Here is a 21,265-nt window from a genome sequence, read left to right on the forward strand (position 1 = left end):
AACCCTTGTCTACATTCCTGTTATGTATGTGTTAATACGTTGAGTTGTTGGCTATGGTTGGCACGCGGATGTGCTACCCGGTAATGGATTTTGGAAATAGGGTTCCCTTCCGTGCGATGCGGAATTAAAAAAGCGAGTCGAAAGAAAACCTCTTTAAATAATAACCGTGATAATTGTCCTTAAATAAGTCAGTTACGGCTGGCTATAGTGGGAAATGGTGTACTTGAGCCGGGTGTTATTTTTGCCGAGTTTTCTGGCAATATTGCTTTTGTACGCCCCGATGGTTTTTTCACTTTTTTGTGATGCCCCGGCGATTTGTGTCAGTGACCATCCTCGGGCAAGCATCATCATTACGTTAAATTCGTTAGCTGTAATTTTTGTGTGTAGTTCTTTGATACTTTGTTGTTTTTTGTTTTGCGTGATACGTGTGACGGTCTGTAATAGCTGATCAAGGCTGGTGTCTTGATCGAGAAATTGCATGTTCTTCCCGCAAACGGTTTGAAAAATGGCAAAGGTAGCTTCATCTGCCAAAACAATAATTTTGGTGACAGGTCGTAAAGCCATGTTGCGGATAATCCTGGCATATTTTAAAAAATCTGATTTGTCAGGATTAATGATGATGCAATCCGTTTCATAAGGGAGCATTTTGACAGCAGAAAGTGTCTGGGAGGAGTAGTACGTGATATCAATAAATAATGATGAGCCACGTAGGATTTCTCGCATGCCTAGCCAAGGGTAAATTGAGTCACCCAAAAAAATAGCTTTTGACATAACGATCTCCTTGAAATTTTGGTGCAAGCAGTCGCCTCTTTTTTTAGGTTAAAAAAGAGTTTCTTGCGACGCGTGAAATGTTAATTAAATCTCGTATAACGTTCTGTGCTGTGAACGTATCCTTATTAATTCCAGATCAAACAGAAATTCTCTGTATTAATTAGAATCATTAACTATCCTAAAGTGGATATTACACTTTGTTAAAATTTAAGATAAATCGTTTATTTCAGCTCTGCGTAAATGATTGATAGATTTCGCTTATGGATCGGGATAATAATAAGAAGGAGGTTTGTATAAAGGCAGGGTATTCCTAGGGTTAAAGAAAGGTATTTATATGTAATGGCTTTAATTTCAATAAGATACTCATTTTTCTTCATGGGATTAATTGAGGATAGGAGAATTCTTAATCCTGGCCAGGACGTAGGAGGTGGAAGGTCAGGAGAAGAGGGAAATATTGCCGAATTTACACCTATCGGCTAAAAATATGATTATTCCAGATGATATTTCTATGTTAAAGCAATTTATTAGTGCTTTATCCTTTTTTGGTCTTTTTGTGCCTAATGTTGAAATCTGGCTTGCTGGTGTCATTTTGTCTTAATGCGCTAGCGATAGCGCTTAGCCCGCCAACAGCTCCTGCTCAACCTGTTGCACCTGTTGTTCCAGCGTATTGCGGATTTCCGTAAGCGCCCGTTGTTGATCGGAGAAGTAGGCCTCTTTATCTGTCACGGAGGTGGCAAGCCGCCAGGTGTTCTCCGCTTCCAGTTCGGTAATCTCTTTCAGCAGCGCGTTAATATGTTCTCTGAGCTGTTGTATTTTGCTGCGTAAATGCTGCAAATCGTTCAATCGGTCACTCGCCATCATCGGTTCGAGGCCGCTTTGCAATTGAGTCAGTAGCGCCCGGACGGCGGCAAGATCGGCATTTTGGCGTGCCTGGTTAAGCTGCACCATCATCTGATGCGCTTTCTCTTTCAGATCATCGGCTACCACGTCCGGGTGGCAAAGACGGCTGGCCTGACGCCACAGGCGTTTTAGCTCATTACGTTCATCAGAGGAAAGCCGCTGGTCACGGCTAAAACGATGCTGCGCATCCTGCTGCTGCTCCTGATATTCATCATATTCATGGCTGGCCTCTTCCTGTGCCTGACGGGTTGCGCTGTCGTCCTGGCGAGAAAAGTCGTTTTCCAACTCACGAATCTCCGCCAGCAGGGCGGTAATCAGTTCCGTTTGTTGCTGAATACGTTGGCGTGTTTCTACCGATTCGCGCGAATCTGAATTCTGGTTCATCCAGTGCTGCTTGAGCCTGGCCAGTTGATCAACAGCCTGGGAAATATAGTGCTGGCAGGATTGATAGTCTTTTTCCCGGCGTTTTCGCTCCGCTTCCTGTTTGCGCTGGGCGCTGGCGGCGAGCTGTTTACGCAGTTCGAGAATGCGGCTCATCAACGGTCCAAGACGAAGGTGATACAGATCGTTGAAATCATCAAGGATTTGAATGCGCGTGTTGCGCTTATCGATCAGGTCACGCAGCTGTGTTTCGAGCGCTTTGAGTTCCAGCTTACTGGCGGCAATGGCTGGATCCTGCCACGTAGAGACTGCCCGTTGAGATTGCAGCCAGGCCGAGATTTCACGCAGGGCATCACTAAAACGTCGTTCTTCGATCGCCTGCACAATGGTGCCAGGTACGACTGACAAAGGTTCATTTTTAAGATGCGCCACCTGCTGGAAAATAATCTCCTCATCTTCCAGTTCAATAGCGCTTTTGACGATTTCCAGTCGTTTGATGATCTTATTCATGACAGTCGTTGCCTGGCCTGGCTAAAAAACGAGTGGCTGAAGTACAACAGGTTCACCCGTTTGAAAATGTTAGAAAAACAGTAAAGCGCATTCTGTGGCCTGCGATGCCTTTTCGTCCAGAATAATTCACTGTAATTATGAAAAACCGGAAGTCGCGCGCACCTGTCTGCATCTTCAAACCTCTGTTTCATGTTTTTTACTCTCGGGTAATTATTCTTGATTCAGTAAAGATAATGCGTATAGTTCTCATTCTCTTTTATTATTAACTCTCTGTATTACTTCTGGTAAGGATCCCTACAATGAAAAAAACAACATCCGCGCTGGCATTGCTGATTGTTGCGGCGTTAAGCGGTTGTGCGCCGCATACCACGCCAGCCAGCAACGCCAGCGTTACGGAAAAAACAACGCAACCTACCGTCACCGATGTACAGCAACGCGCGCTGGCGGCTGGGTTATATGAAATGGCGCTTAGCCCGACAGGGGATGCGTTGTACGTTGCCAGCGCCGAAGGATTTAAAGATGTGCAGGGCGGTGTGGTTTACAAGCTGGATCCGAAAACGCTTAAAACGCTCGGCTTGAGTCATACCGATATGAAAAACTTTGGTATGGCTATCTCGCCGGACGGTAAAACGGTGTATGTCACCAACTCACTGGATGGCGGCCTGAGCGCGCTGAATACCGCTAACGGTAAAGTGAAAAATCGCGTATTGTTCCCGGAACGTAACCCAGAAGGGTTCCCGTACGGTGCACGTCAGGTTCTGTTGCATAACGGCTTGCTCTATATTGGCGCCGTGGCAGATCCGGCGGTGATTTGGGTGGTTGACGCTGAAACCCTGACACTGAAAACCCGCATTAAAAATACGGGTAAATGGATGACCGGACTGCATTATTCCGACGTGACGCAGCGAATTTATGCGGCTAACGGCGGCGGTGAAATTCTTGTCATCAACCCGCGTAATCAGCGTGTTGAGAAACGCTGGCAGCCGCTGGGGGAACAACCTGCGCTGCTGCTGAATATGGCAGAGGACGCGCAAACGGGTCGCTTGTTTGTTACCGACAACTCGAAAGCGAAGACCACCCTGGTGCTGGATATCCATACCGGTAAGCTGTTGAAAAAATTGGATGTGGGTGATTCGCTGGCGGTGAAATTCAACGCAAAACGCAACGAAATCTATATTACCCAGCGTGATTCAGGGAAATTACTCAGCCTGAATGCGACCGACTACAGTGTGAAGAAAAGCTGGGACTTACCGCCTAATCCCAACAGCCTGCTGCTCTCGGCAGATGGGCAAACCCTGTTTGTCACCGTGAAACAGAAATTTAATAAAGACCACTCCACCTCTGCGCCAGATAACGTGGTACGTATTGACCTGAATAAACAATAACAACTTGCCTTCTTTCTATTGTTTTTCTGCAGAGCCTCGGTGCGTTGGGCAAGGAAGCCCGGCGTATCCAATCGATTGCGCCTTGCGACAACCAGGTTGAAATGTTAAAAGAAGCCCCTTCAATAAAAACGACACAGGGGAAGGGCGTGAAAAACGCGTCAACTGCATCTGACACCAGCGTGTCTGATGCCGCGTCAACAAATGAGCCGACGCTTCAACGAGGGTTGCAAAACCGCCATATTCAGTTAATTGCACTGGGCGGTGCAATTGGTACGGGCCTGTTTTTGGGCATTGGCCCGGCTATTCAGATGGCGGGACCTGCGGTGTTACTGGGTTACGGCGTTGCCGGGATCATCGCTTTTTTGATTATGCGTCAACTGGGCGAAATGGTAGTGGAAGAACCCGTTTCCGGATCCTTTGCCCACTTTGCCTATAAATACTGGGGACCGTTCGCGGGTTTTCTGTCCGGTTGGAACTACTGGGTGATGTTTGTGCTGGTCGGTATGGCGGAACTGACAGCGGCCGGGATCTACATGCAGTACTGGCTGCCCGATGTCCCGACCTGGATTTGGGCCGCGGCATTCTTCGTGATCATCAACGCCGTCAATCTGGTCAACGTACGTCTGTATGGCGAAACGGAATTCTGGTTCGCACTGATTAAAGTGCTGGCCATTATCGGCATGATTGGTTTTGGCGTGTGGATGCTGTTTTCCGGTAACGGCGGGGAACATGCAAGCATCGATAATCTGTGGCGTTACAACGGCTTTTTTGCTACCGGCTGGAACGGATTAATTCTGTCGCTGGCAGTGATTATGTTCTCCTTTGGCGGGCTGGAGCTTATCGGGATTACCGCCGCGGAAGCGCAGGATCCGCAGAAAAGCATTCCAAAGGCGGTAAACCAGGTGGTGTACCGTATTCTGCTGTTTTACATCGGTTCTCTGGTGGTGCTGTTGGCGCTATACCCGTGGGTGGAAGTGAAATCCAATAGCAGCCCGTTTGTGATGATTTTCCATAATCTTGATAGCAACGTGGTGGCTTCTGCGCTGAACTTTGTCATCCTGGTGGCTTCGCTATCGGTGTATAACAGTGGCGTCTACTCTAACAGTCGTATGCTATTTGGTCTCTCGGTTCAGGGGAACGCGCCGAAGTTCTTAACCCGCGTCAGCCGTCGCGGCGTACCGGTTAATTCACTGATCCTTTCCGGTGCTATTACGTCGCTGGTGGTACTGATCAACTATGTGCTGCCGCAAAAGGCGTTTAGCCTGCTGATGGCGCTGGTGGTGGCGACGTTGCTGCTGAACTGGATTATGATCTGTCTGGCGCATCTGCGATTCCGGGCGGCGATGCGTCGCAAGGGACGTGACACGCAGTTCAAAGCGCTGCTGTACCCGGCGGGGAACTACCTGTGTATTGCTTTCCTCGGCATGATTCTGGTGCTGATGTGTACGATGGATGATATGCGTTTGTCAGCTATCCTGCTGCCGATGTGGATCCTGTTCCTGTTCGTTGCCTTCAAACTGCTGCGTCGTAAGTCTCGCTAAGTTTATACCGATCTCATCCTGGTGATGAGATCGGTCATTTATCTATTCTACGGATTAACGCTGAAACGCGCCTGACAGCGCGCGAATATCATTTCCGGTAGGTGACTGATGAATGCGTAAACCAAACTCTTCGACCACCGCAAATATATGGTCGAAAATATCAGCCTGAATACTCTCATATTCCAGCCAGACCACCGTATTGGTAAAGGCATAAATTTCGATCGGTAAACCGTGATCGTCTGGCGCAAGCTGGCGTACCATTAACGTCATATCTTTGCGAATACGCGGGTGGTGACGCAAATACTCGTTCAGATAGGCGCGGAAAGTACCAATATTGGTCATCCGACGGTGATTCAATACCGATTCAGGCGCATCTAATTGCTGATTCCACGCGTCGATTTCCTGATGACGCGTGGTCAAATACGGTTTCAGCAGGTGCGCTTTATGCAGCCTCTGACGTTCATCCTCATCAAGAAAATGAATGCTGGTGGCATCAATGCTAATGCTGCGTTTAATTCTCCGACCACCGGAAGCGGACATCCCACTCCAGTTTTTAAAGGAATCTGATACCAGTGACCAGGTAGGAATAGTGGTGATGGTGTTATCCCAGTTGCGCACTTTGACGGTGGTTAAACCAATATCGATAACAGCACCGTCTGCACCGTATTTCGGCATTTCCAGCCAGTCACCAAGCTTAAGCATGTCGTTGGCCGAGAGCTGTATTCCGGCCACCAGACCGAGAATCGGGTCTTTAAACACCAGCATTAATACGGCTGCCATGGCACCCAGGCCGCTTATCAGTATTGCCGGCGATTGACCTATCAGCAGGGAAATCATCAGGATCCCGACCAGGATGGCGGCGATCAGTTTGATACCCTGAAATATACCTTTTAAGGGTAATTGGGATGCGGCTGGGAGCTTTTGTGACAGGTTGAGAATAACGTCCAGCAGAGAAAACAGGGACAGCAGGGCGTACATCATGATCCACAGCTGTGCGCAAGTCACTAATATATCTGCTGCTTCACTGCCTTTTTGTAGCCAGAGTGTGGCCTGTATATTGACGATGATACCTTGCAGCGTAAACGCCAGGCGGTGGAATAATTTGTTCTGCGTGATAATTTGCAACCACAGACGGGAACTGGTGCTGGCGCGTTTTTCAAATGCGCGTAATACCACCCAGTGTAAAATAACGTGAACAATAATGGCGGTGATAAAAATAATGCCAAAAATCATCACCAGCGAAGTGGTGTGATTTATTTCAATGCCGAGTTCTTCTACCTGAGATATCAATTCCTGCATAACGTCTCCTTAATAAACAGCGGTCTATGATGACCGCTGTGTGGAGCTTATGCAAATGCGGGGATTAGACTTCCGTCAGCGTTGTTTCCAGCGGCAGACGGGATTTCGGCAGCGTGGCGTTGAAATCCTCAACACTGTGATGACCCACCGGGACCACCACTACGCTGGTGAAACCTTTTTCTTTCAGACCAAACTCTGCATCCATCACCGCCGCATCAAAGCCTTCGATCGGCACTGCATCCAGACCCATTGCTGCAACGCCCAGCAGGAAGTTACCGACGTTCAGGTACACCTGTTTTGCCATCCAGTGGTTGTCATCTTTTAGTTCTTTGCGATGCATATCAGCAAAGAAGGTACGACCTTTGTGGTTTGCAGCTTTAGCTTCAGGGGTGGCGAAGCGGCCATCGCTCTCTTCCTGATCCACCACGCGCTCCAGCCACGCGTCGTCCATCGCCGTTTTGGCGCAGAACACTACTACGTGGGATGCATCCAGCATTTTACGTTCGTTGAACACAAAGCCGCCGGCTGCGGATTTGGCCACACGCGCTTTACCTTCATCAGTGCTGGCAACGATAAAATGCCATGGCTGAGAGTTGGTGCTGGATGGGCTAAACTGCAGCAGCGTTTTTAATTTTTCTGCCTGCTCAGCGGTCAGTTTTTTAGTCGGATCGAATGCCTTAGTGGAGTAACGTTTTAAGGCGACAGAAACAATATCCATAACTACTCCTGGTGGTTTTTTATACCCTGCGGGTACGTTTTGTTTCAGCAGGGTACAGGGTTAGCAGGAAAAAGATAAGACAGGAAAATGCAAAAACACTTATCGGGGTTAGCGATAAATCAATCTGGACGCAGGCGTTTTTGATCCCGCTTCGGCAAGCCGTCAACGACGCGGTGCCAGGAATCATTCACCAGCTCTGCCAGTAATGACTCGGTAATGTCGTCGCCCGGATAGACCGAGATCCAGTGCTTTTTATTCATGTGATAGCCGGGTTTAATGCTGGGGTAGATCTGCTGGTTTAACAGTGATTTTTGCGGATCGGATTTCAGGTTAATAAGCGGACGTCCGCGAAGCTCCGTGACCAGCATAAAAATTTTACCGCCAACCTTGAAGACATCGTATTCCGGGCCGAATGGCCAGCAGTGTTCGGTAAAAGGCAGTTCGAGCGCAAGGCGTTTCGCACAGGTAGGCAGGGTTTGGCCGTCCATTATTGTTCCTCGCGGGTTAGAGCGCGCCACATCGCTTCAAATCCCATCGATATGTATTCCTTGGCCCGGGCAGAGTCTCGGGCAGCGAACTCCATGGTGGTTTCCGCCAAAGAGAGAAAAAGGCCATCGCCAAAGGCGCGATATTCGTCAGACATAAACTCAGGTCGTACGTAACGATGACAAAGATCGCGCAGTTCGGGAAACATATCGTCAGCCTGCTGTTCTGTTTCTTTGCTGATTTTCTCGCTAACGGCTAACTGGCGAATCGTGCGATGCCCACAGGTATGGTTCAGGCCCCAGCTAATGTAGCTGTTCCAGATATAGTGAGTCATGGTTTTGGCATCGGTCACCGAGCGATCCAGATTTGCCATCATCGACTGACAGAGATCGTGCTTTAAAAAGAGGTAAAGCTCGTTGATTAAATCATCTTTGGTCGCGAAATAGCGAAACAATGTTCCCTCCGCAACACCTGCATTGCGGGCAATTACGGCGGTAGACGCCGCAATACCTGATTGTGCAAATGCTGTGGTTGCAGCTTCCAGTAATGCCAATTTTTTGTCTTCACTCTTCGGACGAGCCACTACACTTTACCCTTAAGTTGTAAAAAGCATGATTGAATCACGGCCTTTGCAGCACCGCAACGGTGAATGTCAAAGATTGAAAATCATCTTGACGGCGAACTTTCGATTTCTATAATGAGTGCTTACTCACTCATAATCAAGGGTCAGTCACGCAAACCAGCGGAAAGGGGGCGTGTTTAAGGTCAGGATATGAAGCGTCTCACAGTTTGTGTGGTTGTTATTATGCTCATTGGCGCAGCTGCAAGTTTACCGTTTTTACTCAATGCCGGGTTTGGTCAGGCACCGAAAGGGGCACAGCTGAGTCAGGTTGAACAGTCACCGCACTATCGTGATGGACAGTTTCATAACCAGGTGCCAACACCGGGCTATACCGGCAACAAAAGTATGCTGGCTGCCTGGTGGGAGTTTTTGGTCGCTAAGCGCGAAAATGCGCGGCCAGCACATCCGTTGCCATTGGTGGCGACCGATCTCGTCGGGTTATCTCCAGAGCAGGACACGCTTGTCTGGCTGGGTCACTCTTCATGGTATTTGCAGCTGGCGGGTCAACGTATCCTGATCGATCCCGTGTTTAGCAACTATGCTGCACCGCTTTCCTTCCTGAACAAAGCCTTTGTCGGTGATTATCCGTGGTCCGCACAGACGATGCCGGAGATCGATCTGCTCATTATCTCGCACGATCACTATGACCATCTGGATCTCGCCACGATCAAGGCGTTAATGCCGAAAATTAAGCGGGTGATTACGCCGCTTGGCGTAGGGTCACATCTACGTTATTGGGGAATGCGCGGCGAGATAATCGACGAGATGGACTGGAATCAATCCATCAGAGTAACGGATTCGCTGATCGTTCATGCGTTGCCAGCCCGTCATTTTTCGGGGAGAGGCATCAAGCGCAATCAGACGCTATGGGCGAGTTTCATGTTTGAAACGCCGGAGCAGAACGTTTATTACAGCGGCGATTCCGGCTATGGACCGCATTTTAAAGCCATCGGCGAGCAGTTTGGCTCGGTTGACTTGGCGATTATGGAGAACGGCCAGTATGACCATGACTGGAAGTTTATTCACATGATGCCGGAAGAGACGGCACAGGCTGCGGTCGATCTGCATGCGAAAGCCGTTCTACCAGGGCATGCAGGTCGTTTCGTTCTGGCGAAACATACCTGGGATGATCCTTACAAACGACTGGCGCTTGCCAGCCGTCGTTACAATTACCGATTGCTGACGCCAATGCTGGGTGAACCGGTAATACTGTCCGAACCGGACCAACCGTTTACGGCCTGGTGGCAACAGGTGACTCAATGAATACAGGGGAGAGCATGATGACGATTTCTGCTCAGGTAATTGATACGATTGTTGAATGGATTGATGATAATTTGAATCAACCATTGCGCATTGATGATATTGCACGCCATGCGGGATATTCAAAATGGCACCTGCAGCGTCTTTTTATGCAGTATAAAGGCGAAAGCCTCGGGCGTTACATTCGGGAACGTAAGCTGCTACTGGCCGCGCGCGATCTACGCGATACCGACCAGAAAGTGTACGACATCTGTTTGAAATACGGATTCGATTCGCAGCAGACCTTTACGCGTATTTTCACCCGTACGTTCAGCCAGCCGCCGGGCGCTTATCGCAAAGAAAATCATAGCCGAACGCATTAACAGCAAAGGGTTCTCGCGGGTCTAATCCGCCAGCGAGAACCAGCGCCGCCAGATGAAGCGCAGCACCAAATATTCAATCACACCCAGCAGTAAAAACCATAGACAAAACAGCAAAGTATAAAACTGATTGAGATCCATCAGATGAAAAATGGCGACGAGTTTTTGCGCCAGCACCAAGCCAAGCGAGGGGGCGGGCAGCAGCAGGCAAGACAAAAAAGCCAGCAGCAGGATCCCTGCTACGGTCATCAGTGATTCAAGCGGGTGTTTCATAACATTGTTAAACTTGAGTTAAAAAGCCATTGTCCGGGATCTCTGCGGGCAACGCAAATTCCCACGCTCAAAGCCCGGCCCAAATCTCACAATGTTTTTTCACCAGACCACTCAGTGACCCGCCTTCGGCGACGAAGTCACGCATGTTTTGTGCTTCATCATGATCATTTTTAACCTGCAGGTGTATAGCTTCAATCGCGCTGGCCGCGCCCACTTTATCCGCAGAGACCGCAACATTCTCCAGTAGTCGCAATGTGTCATCTGACAGGCGACAACCGTCGCCGGTATTGACGTCGGTGATGATTCCCGCCATACCAAAGCGACAGGCCTGAAAACGATTGAATTTATACAACAGGTAATCACGCTCCTGGTGCTTGAACGGCCGTTTGGTGAGTAACCAGTGGGCGGTAGCCTGAATAAGCCCTGCCATATTGACCGCATGATCAAGGGTCAGCGGCGTATCCATTACCCGAACCTCTACCGTGCCAAAGTGCGGGCTGGGACGGATATCCCAGTGTAAATCTTTAATACTATCAATCATGCTGGTGTAAGCCAGCCGACGGAATAGCCCCTCGAATTCTTGCCAGTTATTCACCCATGGCATCGGGCCATTATCGGGAAATCCGGAGAATATATTCAGTCGCGCGCAGGCAAACCGCGTGTCGGACGTCTGCATATAAGGTGAAGCGGCAGAGAGCGCAATAAAATGCGGAACAAATCGCGACAGGCCGTGCAGCAGGTAAATGGCATCATCGCCGTTTGCGCAGCCGATATGCACATGCTGGCCAAACACCGTCGCCTGCTGAATGAGATAACCGAAATTTTCCAGGTTGCGCCGATAGCGTTCGTCATCGCAGACTTCCTGACGTTGCCATTTTTGAAATGGATGCGTACCACCGCCACAAATGGCGAGGTGCTGCTCTGCAGCAACCCGCGTGATTATCTGCTGCATAGCGGATAATTCAGCACTCGCCTGGTCGATATTGCGACAAACTCCGGTCGCCATCTCCAGCATACTTTCCGTGATATCGTGCTTCACTTCTCCGGCGGTAAGCAGTGGCTTTACGGCGTCAATCAGCCTGGAAGAATCCTGACTCAGGTCGTAGCCCGGAGGATTGACCACCTGCATTTCCAGTTCAATGCCTAACGTGAAAGGGTCAGAAACATGAAAATCGGGAAGTGGCATAAGACTCTCTTCAGCGTTGATTTTTAATCAGTATAGAAGGGCGGCTGATTTTCTGTTTGTTGTCAGATATTCCCTGGTGACGCTTTGAAGGTGAAATAGCTGGTGTTATAACTATTTTTTACTTCGCAACAGGGGTTGAATCGTGCCGGAAATAAATCTTTATGGGCAGACCGTCGGCGATGTTGTGCCGGACTGGAATGGCGCTGCCGTACTGCCACGGGAAACGCTTGTCGGTCAATATTGTCGACTGGTTCCTCTGGATGCCGACAGCCATGCCGCCGATCTGTTTGATGCCTACGCGCAGGCACCGGACGATCGCGACTGGACCTGGCTTGCAAGCTCTCGCCCCACAAGCGTTGAGGCTGCAGCTTGTTGGGTTGAGGGGAAATCCACTGATGCCTCTCTGGTTCCCTATGCCGTCATTGAGCAGCGTTTCGGACGTGCCGTCGGACTGGTGTGTTTTATGGCGATCGAACGAGAGCACGGTTCGGTCGAAATTGGTCATGTGACCTGGTCACCGCGCATGAAAAATACGGTACTTGGCACCGAAAGCATCTGGCTGCTGCTGCGCCAGGCGTTTGCGTTGGGTTATCGTCGCGTGGAGTGGAAATGCGATTCTCTGAACACCGCTTCTCGACGGGCGGCGGAGCGCCTTGGGTTTATCTTCGAAGGACGCTTTCGCCAGAAGATTGTGCGTAAGGGCCGCAATCGCGACAGCGACTGGTTATCGATGATTGACGGCGAATGGCCCCAGTGTGACGCCGTGTTACAGCGCTGGCTGGCGGCGGAGAACTTTGATGAACACGGGCGGCAACGCCGGTCAATGGCGGACTTTGTTACAAAGTCGCTTCACACAGAGTAATGATGTTTTCATCATGCTGAAACCAGCGAACATTAACTTCCTGTCCGGCGAGGTTTTGCGAAAATGACGGGGTGATTTGCACCGTTAAGTGTGTCGCTGTGAGTGCAACTATTTTGGCGCTGGCAAAACCCGGCAGCTCTGATGCCTGCGCGGAAAATGTTTTATACACGCTCTCTTTGGCGGAAAACGCCAGGGTTAAGGCGAGCGGAAAGGGCAAAGGACTGAGCTGTAAAATTCGTTGTTCGCTGTTGTCGATAATACCGCCAGTCAGCTCAACTGCGGTTTGTGGCGTAAAAATAGCTTCTATATCCAGTCCGACGGGATGCGTCGATACCACCGCCAGCGCAGTTGACGTACTGTGGCTGATGCTGCCAAACAACTTTTGTGGCCACAGCGGTTGTCGCTGCCCGCCGATGCCAGGCACAGTTTTGATACCGTATTCACGTAATGCATGTACTGCGGCAATACGCCCCGCTAAGTGCTCAGCTTTACGCTTACGCCCACAGGATTGAAGCTGAGTATGGTGGGGGAGCCAGAACAGGTCGTGCTCTTGGAAGGTGTCGGGATCGAACTCGACAATGTGCAGCGTGTGGTCTGCGAAAGTGAGCGTTGTGTGCGTTGTGTGCATCGTCGTTATTGTTTCCCTCTCCCCGTAGCGAGGAGAGGGAGAAACGTTATCAGAAGTGCGTATTAACGCTCATGAACCACGTCCGGCCCGGTTCGTTATAGGTGTGCGCGCCTGCGCCCGCCATATAGTTCCCGGTTACAATATCGCCCGTGGTCTGGGCATTGCCTTCACGCCACAGACGTTTGTCGAAGACGTTATCCACGCCGCCAGTCAGGCTGACATTTTTCGTCACATCCCAGGTCGCGCTCAGGCCGACGATGCTGTACGGGCTGACTTCACTCGCCGAACTACCGGTTACGGGTTTACCCTGGTAATCGTATTTCTTCGGCTGCTGTTTACCGTACCAGGTGAAGGTTGACTGCAGCGATAAATCTTCACGCGCCTGCCAGCTCAGCGTTGAGTTCAGCGTGTATTCAGGAATAATCGACAAGCGCTCGCCGGTCTCTTTATTCTTACTTTGCAGCATGTAGGTAATGTTGTTGGTCCAGTTAACGGTTTCGCTAACCGGTACGTTCAACGTACCTTCCAGACCCTCAACCACTGCTTTAGGAATGTTTTCCCACTGATAGATATCAGTGTAAGTCGTCTTCCCTTTGCTGGTGATAGACGTTCTGTCGAACGGTACCGTACCCGCTTCAATCTTGTTGCGGTAATCGTTACGGAACCAGGTTACCCCGGCCAGCCAGCCGTCACGTTTGAACTCAAGACCAATCTCTTTGTTGATACTGGTTTCGGCCTTCAGGTCATCGTTGCCCATCATGTAGCAACCAATGCCCGTCGCGGAACCGGTGGCGTAGCAACCCTGGCCTTTGCTGTACAGAATGTAGTTCGGGTTGAGCTGGTACAGGCTTGGTGCTTTATAGGCTCGCGCAATCCCCATCTTCAGCGTGAAGTCATCACCCAGACCCTGGGACAGGTTCAGAGATGGGCTCCAGTTGTCGCCAACGATGCTGTGGTGGTCGAAACGCAGACCCGGCGTCAACATGGTGCTGTCGGTCAGTTCCATGTTGTTTTCAGCAAACAGAGAGAAAATCTCTGCGTCTGAGTATGGGCTACGGTTGGTACTGCTCGAACCTGGAATATCACCGCCCATAAAGGTCTGTGAATTGGACAACATGTCCTTCATGCGTTGCTGGTTCCATTCGGTACCAAGCGTCAGGTTTTGGTTGACCAGCAGATCTAACGGAATGCTGACTTCACTGTGCAGCATGACGTCACTCAGGTCGGCGTCGAGATATTTTTGTGACGCATTCGGGTCGAAGATACCCTCAGTACCGCCCGCCAGACCTTCAGGCGTACGGGAGTTACGTGTATGTTCGTACTGTACCCAGTTGCTGGTGGTGACGCCGTTATCCCAGCCGCCATTCCAGGTCAGAGAGTAGTTCTGGCGGTAAAGACGGTTGGTCTCTTTCCCGTAGTTATCTTTCACCAGTTGGTTGGTGTTAGTGTTTTGAGTGTCGCCCGCATACAGGTTGCCCTGACGGCTATAACCGGCTTCCAGTTCCAGTGACTGGAGTGGGGCGAAATCCCAGCGAACCACACCGTTAATGTCTTTGTTGATCACCCCTTCACGACCGGCTGGTAAGGTATTTGAATATGTGCCGGTACGTTCTGACTGATGACCCTGGTTGATGTCCCATGCGTCGGCCTGGGTTTTATCGAGATTACCGTACAGGCGGAAGCTGAAATCCCCACCCATTGGACCATTCAGGCTAAAGTTGGTGCGCTTGGTCGATCCTTCGTCTTTGTGTTCCGGGGCGTTGAAATAGGTATCCCAGGAACCGTGCCATTCATTGCTGCCTTTTTTGGTGATGATATTCACCACGCCGCCAGCTGCGCCATTGCCATAGCGTGCCGCGGCAGGACCGCGCAGCACTTCAATACGCTCAATCATTTCCGGTGGAACCCAGGCGGTATCGCCGCGGGTATCACGCTCGCCGCGCCAGCCCTGGCGTACGGAGTTACGGCTGGTAACCGGTTTACCGTCGATCAAAATCAGGGTGTTTTCTGGCCCCATGCCGCGAATATCGATCTGGCGGTTGTTGCCGCGCTGACCGCTGGTTGAGTTACCGGTCAGGTTAACGCCAGGCATGGTACGGATGATTTCCGACACATCGCGAGCGGGAGGGTTCTTACGAATTTCATCAGCGGTAATGGTTGAAACGCCCGGCGCCTGTAGGTTCTGCTGGGCGGCGGTAACGACGATGGTGTCTTCATGAGAGACAGCTACGCTATCGGTTTGATCTTCTGCCATTGCTGGCAGGGCTACCCCGTAAATCCCTAAATTGACCAATAAGGCCAGTGAATGAATCTTGTTGTTCATTGTATGTCCTGCTGTTCTTTTAGCCACGAGTACCAATGTGCCTCGGTGCGGCATTTGGTCTGATGTCGCCCGCATCTGCGTAAACTATCCATTCCAGAAAAAGTACGCAGTGCCAGGTCGGTTTATAAGTGGTGAAAAACTGTGCGCGCTTCCCACAGCGCGACAATACGCTATTGCAAATGCAAATAGTTATCAATAATATTATCAATATATTTCACGCTAGATCATAAAATTTCACAATAAACATGGGGTTATGGCGGTGACGACGTTAAAGATGGGAAGCGAGGCGTGGTGGCAGTCAAAAAAAGGCCCGGAGTGGGAGCGTGAAGACAACGGAAATTATCGTGTAACCTTCTGGTGGCGTGACCCGCAGGGAACGGAGAAAGAGTCAGCCATTCATCGCGTGTGGGTCTATATCACTGGCGTCACCGATCATCATCAAAACGCTACCCCTCAGTCGATGCAACGCATTGATGGAACAAATGTTTGGTGCTGGCGTGTTTCTCTCAGCGCCAACTGGCGCGGCAGCTACTGTTTTATCCCGACAACACGAAACGATATCTTTTCCTCGCTGGCGGTGGGCGCAGCGCCTGACCGAAGCGCACTGCGTGAAGGCTGGCGGCAATTGCTGCCGCAGGCCATTGCCGATCCCCTTAATCCGCAGAGCTGGCAGGGCGGTCGCGGTCATGCGGTGTCTGCGCTGGAAATGCCGGAGGCGCCCGTACAGCCCGGATGGGATCGACCTGAAAACCCCGATTCACCCGCAGTTTGCCTGCAATGGCGTAGCGCAAGGCTTGGTAATACGCGTCGCGTATGGGTATTTACCACCGGTGAGGCCCAAGCGGAATCTCGTCCGCTGGCTATCCTGCTGGATGGGCAGTTTTGGGCACAGAGTATGCCGGTCTGGCCTGCGCTAACTTCACTTACGCATCGTGGACACCTTCCTCCTGCCGTTTATCTCCTGATTGATGCCATCGACACGACTCACCGTAGCCGCGAACTGCCGTGTAACGCGGATTTTTGGTTGGCGGTACAAGAGGAGCTGTTGCCGCTGGTGAAGACGACGACCGCATTCAGTGACGATCCGCAGCGTACTGTGGTCGCCGGACAAAGTTTTGGCGGGTTGTCATCGCTGTATGCCGGGCTGAACTGGCCCGCGCGCTTTGGCTGTGTTCTTAGCCAGTCGGGCTCTTACTGGTGGCCGCATCGTGGTGGTGGTCAGGACGGAGCGATCGTCGAGCAACTGAAGACCGGGACCATCAGCGCTCAGGGACTGCGTATTGTCCTGGAAGCGGGGATCCGCGAGCCCATTATTTATCGCGCTAATCAGGTGTTATATGCCCAGTTACCTTCTGCACCACAGTCTATTTTCTGGCGTCAGGTTGATGGTGGACACGATGCGCTTTGCTGGCGCGGCGGTCTGATGCAAGGGCTAATGACGCTCTGGCAACCGCTTACCGACACGATTTAACCGGACGACGTTCCACGACAGGAGTTGAGTATGGAATTCAGTAACCCCTTCGATAATCCGCAGGGCCAGTTTTACATTCTGCAAAATCCCCAACGTCAGTTTAGCCTTTGGCCGCAGCAGTGTTCACTTCCTGCTGGTTGGCAAATTGCTTGCGAACCCCAATCCCAGGAAGCCTGCCAGCAATGGCTGGATGCAAACTGGACCACGCTGACGCCCGCGAACTATGTCGATATGCAGGAGGCTCCATGACTCAGCGTTTACCGTTAGTGGCGGCTCAGCCGGGGATCTGGATGGCGGAAAAACTCTCCACATTGCCCTCGGCGTGGAGCGTGGCGCACTACGTAGAATTAACCGGCGAACTGGACGCGTTGTTGCTGGCGAAAGCGGTTGTGGCGGGCCTGGAGCAGGCCGATACCTTGCGAATGCAGTTTAACGAAGATAACGGCGAGGTCTGGCAATGGGTGGATCCTGCGCTCACTTTTGCGCAACCCGAAATCATCGATCTGCGCGAAAAATCCAACCCACATGAGGCGGCGCGTGCGTTGATGCAGGCAGACCTGCAGCAGGACATACGTGCTGACGGCAATAAGCCGCTGGTTTTTCACCAGCTTATACAGGTGGGAGATAAACGTTGGTATTGGTATCAGCGTTACCATCATTTGCTGGTCGATGGCTTCAGCTTCCCGGCCATTACCCGCCAGATAGCCGCAATCTATCGCGCATGGCTAGATGGCGAGTCTACGCCAGACTCGCCTTTTACGCCGTTCGCCGAGGTGGTGGAAGAGTATCAACAGTACCGTCAAAGTGATGCCTGGCAACGCGACGGCGCCTTCTGGCGCGAGCAGCGAAAGCAACTCCCACCTCCTGCTTCGCTGTCGAACAATCCGTTGCCGGGACGCTCGGCCAGCGCGGATATTATTCGCATGAAGTTAACCGCGCCTGAAGGAGCGTTTCGCCGGCTTGCGGCACGCATGCCTGACGTTCAGCGTGCGGATCTGGCCCTCGCGCTGGTGGCATTGTGGCTGGGACGTTTATGCAGCCGAATGGATTATGCCGCCGGGTTTATCTTTATGCGGCGCATGGGCTCGGCGGCGTTGACGTCCACTGGACCGGTTTTAAACGTTCTGCCATTTGGTGTGAGGCTGGATGCGGCAGAAAACTTGCCTGCGCTTGCACAACGACTGGCCGGACAGTTGAAGAAAATGCGTCGGCATCAACGTTATGATGCCGAACAAATCGTTCGCGACAGCGGGCGTGCAGCCGGTGCAGAGCCGCTGTTTGGCCCGGTGCTGAACGTGAAAATATTCGACTATCATCTGAATATTCCCTGCGTTCAGGCGCAAACTCATACGCTGGCGACAGGACCGGTGAACGATCTTGAACTGGCGTTGTTCCCGGATGAAAACGGCGGGCTGAGTATTGAAATCCTGGCCAATAAACAGCGCTATGATGCAGAAACGCTGGCGCAGCATGCCTCGCGTTTAATCGGGCTTATCGAGCAGTTTGCTGACAATCCGTCGCTATGCTGCGGCGACGCCGGGATGCTGTTGCCTACAGAACATGAGCGGCTGGCGAAGATTAACGACACGACCGTGGAGATCCCGTTCACTACGCTTAGCGCACTGGTGACACAGCAGGCCGATAAAACGCCGGATGCCCCGGCGCTGGCCGATGCCCGTTATCAGTTTAGCTATCGCGAAATGCGCCAGCAGGTCGTGGCGCTGGCGAGCCTTCTGCGCGAACGCGGCGTCCGTCCTGGCGACAGCGTAGCTGTGGCATTACCGCGTTCTGTGTTCCTGACGCTGGCGCTGCACGGTATTGTGGAAGCCGGAGCTGCCTGGCTGCCGTTGGATACCGGATACCCGGACGATCGCCTGCGGATGATGCTCGAAGACGCGAAGCCAAAATTGTTGATAGCGACTGAAGAGCAACTGGCGCGTTTTAGCGATATCCCAGGGCTGGAAAGTCTCTGCTATGACTCGCCGCTGCCAGCAGAAGATGCTGCTCCGTTGGCGCTATCTCAACCCAATCATACGGCCTATATCATTTTTACTTCCGGTTCTACCGGTAGACCAAAAGGGGTGATGGTTGGGCAAACCGCCATCGTTAACCGTCTGCTGTGGATGCAAAATCACTATCCGCTGACCGCAGATGATGTGGTGGCGCAAAAAACGCCATGCAGTTTTGACGTCTCGGTATGGGAGTTTTTCTGGCCGTTTATTGCCGGGGCAAAACTGGTCATGGCAGAACCTGAAGCGCACCGCGATCCGCTGGCGATGCAGCAGTTCTTTGCCCGTTATGGGGTGACGACCACGCACTTTGTCCCCTCTATGTTGGCCGCTTTTGTCGCTTCACTGACGCCGGAAACCGCGCGGGAGAGTTGTGCCTCTCTGAAACGGGTATTTTGCAGCGGCGAAGCCTTGCCAGCCGATTTATGCCGTGAGTGGGAGCAGTTGACTCATGCGCCACTGCACAATTTGTACGGACCAACGGAAGCTGCGGTCGATGTGAGCTGGTATCCAGCCTGGGGAGAAGATCTCGCTGCCGTAACCGGCAACAGCGTACCGATTGGCTATCCGGTATGGAATACCGGTTTACGCATTCTGGATGCCATGATGCGCCCGGTGCCTTTCGGCGTAGCGGGTGACCTGTATCTGACGGGGATCCAACTGGCGCAAGGCTATCTGGGGCGTCCGGATCTGACGGCGAGCCGCTTTATCGCCGATCCGTTTAACGTCGGTGAACGTATGTACCGTACCGGAGATGTGGCGCGCTGGCTGGAAAATGGCGCGGTGGAATACCTCGGGCGCAGCGATGACCAGCTTAAAATTCGTGGACAGCGCATTGAGCTCGGCGAGATTGACCGGGTGATGCAGCAGTTGCCTGATGTCGAGCATGCCGTTGCCCATGCTTGCGTATTCAACCAGGCTGCGGCGACAGGCGGCGATGCGCGCCAACTGGTGGGGTATCTGGTGTCGCAATCGGGTTTACCGCTGGATACGGCTGTGTTGCGGGAAAAGCTGCGCGAAAAACTGCCTGCGCACATGGTACCGACGGTATTGTTACAACTGGCGGAGTTGCCGCTTAGCGCGAATGGTAAACTGGATCGTAAAGCGCTACCGATGCCGCAGTTGACGTCGCGTGTTTCCGGGCGCGCACCGCGAGCAGGGACTGAGACCACCATCGCGCAGTCTTTTGCGGCCTTGCTGGATTGTGAGGTGAATGATGTAGAGGCTGATTTCTTTGCGCTTGGTGGGCATTCGCTGCTGGCGATGAAGCTGGCGGCACAGTTGAGCCGCATTTTTGAGCGTCAGGTGACGCCCGGGCAGATTATGGTGGCTTCCACCGTGGAACAACTGAGCGCATTGCTGGAGAGCAATGATGATGAACAGTCGCAGCGTCTGGGGTTCGAGACGCTATTGCCACTGCGTGAAAGTCACGGCCCAACGTTGTTCTGCTTCCATCCGGCGTCGGGTTTTGCCTGGCAGTTTAGCGTGCTGTCGCGTTATCTCAGCCCTCAGTGGTCGATTATGGGTATTCAGTCGCCACGACCGGATGGCCCTATGCAGACGGCGGAAAATCTCGACTCGGTATGCGAACATCACCTGGCAACGCTGCTCAGTCAACAACCTCACGGACCTTACTATTTATTAGGTTATTCGCTGGGTGGCACGCTGGCACAGGGGATCGCCGCGCGCTTACATGCCAGAGGAGAGTCGGTTGCATTCCTCGGGCTGTTGGATACCTGGCCGCCAGAGACGCAAAACTGGCAAGAAAAAGAGGCCAATGGGCTGGATCCAGCGGTGCTGGCGGAGATCGAGCGTGAACGCGAAGCCTTTCTGGCGGCGCAGCAGGGGAATGCGTCAGAGGCCTTATTTAACGCTATCGAAGGCAACTACGCCGATGCGGTTCGCCTGCTCACCACGGCGCACAGCGTGCCGTTTGCAGGTCACGCCACGCTGTTCGTTGCTGAGCGTACCTTAGTGCCGGGTGTCAGCCCTGAACGTAGCTGGGCCCCGTGGATATCCAGTCTGGATGTTTACCGCCACGACTGCGCGCATGTTGATATTATTTCCCCCACCGCGTTTGAGGCGATAGGACTTGTAATAAATACACTGATTAATAAATCTGTGTAACCAGACGAATATTGCAATCGCGATGATCGAACAGCTCCACAATGTAAAAAATATGTTGTGGAGATGTTATTTTTATGCGGTGCAAGGTGATGAAAGGGGTGAATAAATTCCGAATATAATTTTTGGTAGGGCGACAAGCACAAAGAGTGTTTCG

The 21,265-nt window shown here is 51.9% G+C and carries 19 protein-coding genes; 9 read left to right on the forward strand and 10 right to left on the reverse strand.

Features of this window, described 5'->3' with window-relative positions:
• Positions 1-192 precede the first annotated feature (192 nt).
• Complete coding sequence (locus OGV71_RS21225) at positions 193-771, reverse strand: LuxR C-terminal-related transcriptional regulator (protein WP_003835695.1); 579 nt, start codon at positions 769-771, stop codon at positions 193-195.
• A 427-nt stretch (positions 772-1,198) separates the two neighbouring features.
• On the opposite strand from OGV71_RS21225, the gene OGV71_RS21230 reads away from it, so the two are divergent.
• Positions 1,199-1,369: a hypothetical protein gene (locus OGV71_RS21230; protein WP_204583930.1), complete on the forward strand. Its 171-nt coding sequence runs from the start codon at positions 1,199-1,201 to the stop codon at positions 1,367-1,369.
• 17 nt (positions 1,370-1,386) lie between these two features.
• On the opposite strand, the gene OGV71_RS21235 is transcribed toward OGV71_RS21230, so the two are convergent.
• The gene (locus OGV71_RS21235; protein WP_204583928.1) at positions 1,387-2,562 is read right to left on the reverse strand and encodes a coiled-coil domain-containing protein; all 1,176 of its coding nucleotides are present in this window, start codon (positions 2,560-2,562) and stop codon (positions 1,387-1,389) included.
• Between the two features lie 299 nt (positions 2,563-2,861).
• Between OGV71_RS21235 and OGV71_RS21240 the strand changes: the two genes are divergently transcribed.
• Together OGV71_RS21240 and pheP are read left to right on the forward strand one after the other, a co-directional pair.
• The gene (locus OGV71_RS21240) at positions 2,862-3,947 is read left to right on the forward strand and encodes a YncE family protein (protein WP_286533980.1); all 1,086 of its coding nucleotides are present in this window, start codon (positions 2,862-2,864) and stop codon (positions 3,945-3,947) included.
• Between the two features lie 146 nt (positions 3,948-4,093).
• Complete coding sequence (gene pheP, locus OGV71_RS21245; protein WP_204584325.1) at positions 4,094-5,488, forward strand: phenylalanine transporter; 1,395 nt, start codon at positions 4,094-4,096, stop codon at positions 5,486-5,488.
• 54 nt (positions 5,489-5,542) lie between these two features.
• Here the strand turns inward: pheP and OGV71_RS21250 are convergent, their stop codons facing one another.
• The 4 genes from OGV71_RS21250 to OGV71_RS21265 form a co-directional block, all read right to left on the reverse strand.
• Entirely contained in the window at positions 5,543-6,787 is a 1,245-nt protein-coding gene (locus OGV71_RS21250; RefSeq protein ID WP_204583926.1) for a mechanosensitive ion channel family protein, read from the reverse strand.
• A 64-nt stretch (positions 6,788-6,851) separates the two neighbouring features.
• Complete coding sequence (nfsB, locus tag OGV71_RS21255; RefSeq protein ID WP_103856652.1) at positions 6,852-7,505, reverse strand: oxygen-insensitive NAD(P)H nitroreductase; 654 nt, start codon at positions 7,503-7,505, stop codon at positions 6,852-6,854.
• Between the two features lie 119 nt (positions 7,506-7,624).
• Positions 7,625-7,993 carry an MmcQ/YjbR family DNA-binding protein gene (locus OGV71_RS21260; RefSeq protein WP_032948764.1) on the reverse strand — a complete coding sequence of 123 codons (369 nt, stop codon included), beginning with the start codon at positions 7,991-7,993 and terminating at the stop codon, positions 7,625-7,627.
• On the reverse strand, positions 7,993-8,574 hold the full coding sequence (locus OGV71_RS21265) for a TetR/AcrR family transcriptional regulator (protein WP_003021988.1): 582 nt from the start codon (positions 8,572-8,574) through the stop codon (positions 7,993-7,995). The genes OGV71_RS21260 and OGV71_RS21265 overlap by 1 nt, the downstream gene beginning before the upstream one ends.
• A 189-nt stretch (positions 8,575-8,763) precedes the next feature.
• On the opposite strand from OGV71_RS21265, the gene OGV71_RS21270 reads away from it, so the two are divergent.
• Complete coding sequence (locus OGV71_RS21270) at positions 8,764-9,876, forward strand: MBL fold metallo-hydrolase (protein ID WP_204583924.1); 1,113 nt, start codon at positions 8,764-8,766, stop codon at positions 9,874-9,876.
• A gap of 17 nt (positions 9,877-9,893) precedes the next feature.
• Positions 9,894-10,235 (forward strand): RamA family antibiotic efflux transcriptional regulator, encoded by a 342-nt coding sequence (locus tag OGV71_RS21275; protein WP_003021996.1) that lies wholly within the window; start codon positions 9,894-9,896, stop codon positions 10,233-10,235.
• Positions 10,236-10,256: 21 nt separating this feature from the next.
• Here the strand turns inward: OGV71_RS21275 and OGV71_RS21280 are convergent, their stop codons facing one another.
• Positions 10,257-10,505: a DUF1158 domain-containing protein gene (locus OGV71_RS21280; RefSeq protein WP_008784044.1), complete on the reverse strand. Its 249-nt coding sequence runs from the start codon at positions 10,503-10,505 to the stop codon at positions 10,257-10,259.
• Positions 10,506-10,572: 67 nt separating this feature from the next.
• Entirely contained in the window at positions 10,573-11,691 is a 1,119-nt protein-coding gene (locus OGV71_RS21285) for a YbdK family carboxylate-amine ligase (RefSeq protein ID WP_003835665.1), read from the reverse strand.
• Between the two features lie 142 nt (positions 11,692-11,833).
• Between OGV71_RS21285 and OGV71_RS21290 the strand changes: the two genes are divergently transcribed.
• Positions 11,834-12,553 carry a GNAT family N-acetyltransferase gene (locus tag OGV71_RS21290; protein WP_003835662.1) on the forward strand — a complete coding sequence of 240 codons (720 nt, stop codon included), beginning with the start codon at positions 11,834-11,836 and terminating at the stop codon, positions 12,551-12,553.
• Here the strand turns inward: OGV71_RS21290 and entD are convergent.
• Positions 12,528-13,181 carry an enterobactin synthase subunit EntD gene (gene entD, locus OGV71_RS21295; protein WP_286533985.1) on the reverse strand — a complete coding sequence of 218 codons (654 nt, stop codon included), beginning with the start codon at positions 13,179-13,181 and terminating at the stop codon, positions 12,528-12,530. The genes OGV71_RS21290 and entD overlap by 26 nt on opposite strands.
• 49 nt (positions 13,182-13,230) lie before the next feature.
• Entirely contained in the window at positions 13,231-15,504 is a 2,274-nt protein-coding gene (locus OGV71_RS21300) for a TonB-dependent siderophore receptor (RefSeq protein ID WP_003835658.1), read from the reverse strand.
• Positions 15,505-15,757: 253 nt separating this feature from the next.
• Between OGV71_RS21300 and fes the strand changes: the two genes are divergently transcribed.
• From fes to entF, 3 genes are read left to right on the forward strand one after another with little or no spacing between them, the layout of a single operon-like run.
• Entirely contained in the window at positions 15,758-16,975 is a 1,218-nt protein-coding gene (fes, locus tag OGV71_RS21305; RefSeq protein ID WP_204583920.1) for an enterochelin esterase, read from the forward strand.
• A gap of 30 nt (positions 16,976-17,005) precedes the next feature.
• Entirely contained in the window at positions 17,006-17,224 is a 219-nt protein-coding gene (locus OGV71_RS21310; RefSeq protein ID WP_003022015.1) for an MbtH family protein, read from the forward strand.
• Positions 17,221-21,111, forward strand: a complete 3,891-nt coding sequence (gene entF, locus OGV71_RS21315; protein WP_286533988.1) for an enterobactin non-ribosomal peptide synthetase EntF — start codon at positions 17,221-17,223, stop codon at positions 21,109-21,111. Before OGV71_RS21310 ends, entF begins: the two co-directional genes overlap by 4 nt.
• Positions 21,112-21,265: the final 154 nt, after the last annotated feature.

Source organism: Citrobacter sp. Cf088 (assembly GCF_030334295.1).
Taxonomy (GTDB): Bacteria; Pseudomonadota; Gammaproteobacteria; order Enterobacterales; family Enterobacteriaceae; genus Citrobacter; species Citrobacter freundii.

Bases quoted from the DNA above. Each gene is read 5' to 3' on its own strand.
- OGV71_RS21240 (WP_286533980.1), top strand. From the start codon at position 2,862: ATGAAAAAAACAACATCCGCGCTGGCATTGCTGATTGTTGCGGCGTTA.
- entD (WP_286533985.1), bottom strand. From the start codon at position 13,181: ATGCACACAACGCACACAACGCTCACTTTCGCAGACCACACGCTGCAC.
- OGV71_RS21225 (WP_003835695.1), bottom strand. From the start codon at position 771: ATGTCAAAAGCTATTTTTTTGGGTGACTCAATTTACCCTTGGCTAGGC.
- nfsB (WP_103856652.1), bottom strand. From the start codon at position 7,505: ATGGATATTGTTTCTGTCGCCTTAAAACGTTACTCCACTAAGGCATTC.
- OGV71_RS21280 (WP_008784044.1), bottom strand. From the start codon at position 10,505: ATGAAACACCCGCTTGAATCACTGATGACCGTAGCAGGGATCCTGCTG.
- OGV71_RS21300 (WP_003835658.1), bottom strand. From the start codon at position 15,504: ATGAACAACAAGATTCATTCACTGGCCTTATTGGTCAATTTAGGGATT.
- OGV71_RS21270 (WP_204583924.1), top strand. From the start codon at position 8,764: ATGAAGCGTCTCACAGTTTGTGTGGTTGTTATTATGCTCATTGGCGCA.
- OGV71_RS21260 (WP_032948764.1), bottom strand. From the start codon at position 7,993: ATGGACGGCCAAACCCTGCCTACCTGTGCGAAACGCCTTGCGCTCGAA.
- OGV71_RS21310 (WP_003022015.1), top strand. From the start codon at position 17,006: ATGGAATTCAGTAACCCCTTCGATAATCCGCAGGGCCAGTTTTACATT.
- fes (WP_204583920.1), top strand. From the start codon at position 15,758: ATGGCGGTGACGACGTTAAAGATGGGAAGCGAGGCGTGGTGGCAGTCA.
- OGV71_RS21285 (WP_003835665.1), bottom strand. From the start codon at position 11,691: ATGCCACTTCCCGATTTTCATGTTTCTGACCCTTTCACGTTAGGCATT.
- entF (WP_286533988.1), top strand. From the start codon at position 17,221: ATGACTCAGCGTTTACCGTTAGTGGCGGCTCAGCCGGGGATCTGGATG.
- OGV71_RS21250 (WP_204583926.1), bottom strand. From the start codon at position 6,787: ATGCAGGAATTGATATCTCAGGTAGAAGAACTCGGCATTGAAATAAAT.
- OGV71_RS21275 (WP_003021996.1), top strand. From the start codon at position 9,894: ATGACGATTTCTGCTCAGGTAATTGATACGATTGTTGAATGGATTGAT.
- OGV71_RS21235 (WP_204583928.1), bottom strand. From the start codon at position 2,562: ATGAATAAGATCATCAAACGACTGGAAATCGTCAAAAGCGCTATTGAA.